The organism is Nocardia sp. CNY236 (assembly GCF_000482385.1).
Classification (GTDB): Bacteria; Actinomycetota; Actinomycetes; order Mycobacteriales; family Mycobacteriaceae; genus Nocardia.
On sequence record NZ_AXVD01000070.1, the window covers coordinates 1 to 2,351 of the forward strand.

Sequence of the window (2,351 nt, forward strand, 5' to 3'; positions counted from 1 at the left end):
CACATCGTGGCCAGGAAACACGGCATCACACCGATGGTCGTCCTGTTCATCGACCAGGGAACCATTCCGCGTACCACAAGCGGCAAACTGCGCCGTCAGCAGTGCAAGATCGACTTTCTCGCGGGGTCACTCAGCGAGGTCCACCGCTGGGTAGACAGCGTTACCAGCGAAACGTCCATCGCCGCAGACGGTTCGGCGTTTGCGGCCAGGCGATCGGTGCGGGATCGCCTACAGCGGGTCCTGCTCGTTCTACGAGACCTGGTTCCCCGACGCCACAGGACAGCCATGGTGCCCGATTCGGCACCAAGTAGTGGCCTGGACACCGAGCTGGCGGGCTTGCGAGGTCCGGAAAGGACCAGGCTGATCATGAGCCTGGTCAAACGAGAGGTCGCGGCTGTTCTTGGCCACGGTGGCCAAAGCGCAATCGATGAGTCTCACAATTTTAGAGAACTGGGTTTCGACTCACTTTCCGCCCTCGAATTGCGGAATAGGTTGAGAGCTACCACGGGTCTTGATATCCCGGCAACTCTTATTTTCGATCACCCCACCCCCCATGCGGTTGCAGAGTATATCGACAGTGGTATACCGGTTGGAAACTATGACCTCTCCAAACCTGAGCGAGAGATTCTGGATAGAATTCGCCGAATCGGCGAAGGCCGAGTGCGCTGGACCGAACTGATGAGATTTCTCGACAGCATGGAGACGAAGGCGTCAGTGAACTATTCCGAAGACGATTTGGCGCACGAAACAAGACCCTTTGAGGATCTGGACGTCGATAGTTTGATCAGTATTGCGATGGAGCAGGGCCGATGATATGAGTGATCCCGGAGCCCGGCTCCGACCAAAATGCAGGTTGTCGTAGACAATGGAGAGCTTTCGAGGACGCAATGGAAACCACAAATGATGGGAAAGTGGAATCATTGCGATCAAATCCCTGATATTGGCGCATCTCATTAGGAGAGTGTTGGGTATGGATCAGCCTGCCGGGAGAAGTCTCCACCTGCCGCTAACCGCGGCGCAATGCGAGATCTGGATTGCGCAAGAGTTGAACCCGCAATCAACCGACTTTCGTATTGGTGATTACATAGAAATTGTCGGATTCGTCGACTCCAGCCTTATCGAGAGCGCAACTCGGCAGGTGGTTTCCGAAGCCGAGTCGATTCGTGCCCGCTTCACTCGATCTGATGGCAACGTGTATCAGTACGTAGAGGATGTTTCCGACTGGATTTTTCATGTAGTCGATCTGACCGCTAGTCCCGACCCGGCCGCTGGAGCCTCGCAATGGATATCTAAGGAGATCGGAAGACCCATGCTGCCCGAGAATGGGCGGCTGTTCAATTTCGCGTTGCTAAAGCTGCAGTCCGACAGGTTCATATGGTATCACAGCTACCACCATATCGTGATCGATGGGACTGGATTTTCACTTGTCGCCAGGCGGGTAGCTGAGATCTACAATGCACGCGTAGCTGGCGTGGAGCCACCGAATCACGGTTTTGGGTCGTTGCGGGAGTTGGTAAGTGAGGACGAGGCGTACCATGCTTCAGAAAGCTACGCATCGGATCGGGCCTATTGGGTCGAACGTCTCACCGACATGCCGGAAGCGGTACGTTTCGTGGGCACGACGGAAGGTGCGGGCCGTCCAGTTATCCGGTGGACGAAGAGCATTACGGCAGCTGGTACGAATACCCTAAAAATTCTTTCCGATCAATGCGGCTCCCATTACCCGGCATTGCTGATCACTGCAACGGCAATCCTTCTCCATCGGACAACTGGTGAACAGGACATAGTATTAGGACTACCGGTACCGGCACGATTTTCTGCGAAAATGAAAAGAACTCCGGGAATGGTGGCGAACGTGGTGCCGCTGCGAATTCTGGTACGTCCAGGGTCGTCGATAGCGGAACTTGTCAACACGGTGGGCCGGGAGATCGGAGAAGCGGTATGGCATCAGCGATATCGCGGAGAGAACATCGCCCGTGATCTACGATTGAAGGGCGGCCTGGATGATCTCTTCGGGGTCATCGTCAACTTCGTAGGGTTCGACTACGGCTTCGATTTCAGCGGTCATGAGATTTCTGTTCACAACGTGTCAGTCGGCCGAGTAGACGACGTCGCGTTTGTCATACACAACGGCTCCGACTCGAGCGGTACGCGCATCGATCTCCTTGCTAGTGGGCACATGCATGACGAGCAGACCACAAATGGCCATCTCGAGCGTTTCATGCGATTGGTTCAGGCACTCGCCTCCGGTATCGGTCCGGACGTGCGGGTGGGTGCGATCGATCTGCTCGGCGAGACCGAACGACAACTAGTACTCAAAGCGTGGAACGACACCGCGGTGCCGATGCGCC

At 55.7% G+C, this 2,351-nt stretch carries 2 protein-coding genes; both read left to right on the forward strand.

Annotation, left to right across the window (positions count from 1 at the left end; translation table 11 throughout):
- On the forward strand, positions 1-813 hold an 813-nt coding region (locus K940_RS29840; protein WP_036529761.1), incomplete at its 5' end, for a phosphopantetheine-binding protein.
- Positions 814-970: 157 nt separating this feature from the next.
- Positions 971-2,351, forward strand: a 1,381-nt coding sequence (locus tag K940_RS32650) for a condensation domain-containing protein (protein ID WP_036529762.1), incomplete at its 3' end; no start/stop codon positions are given.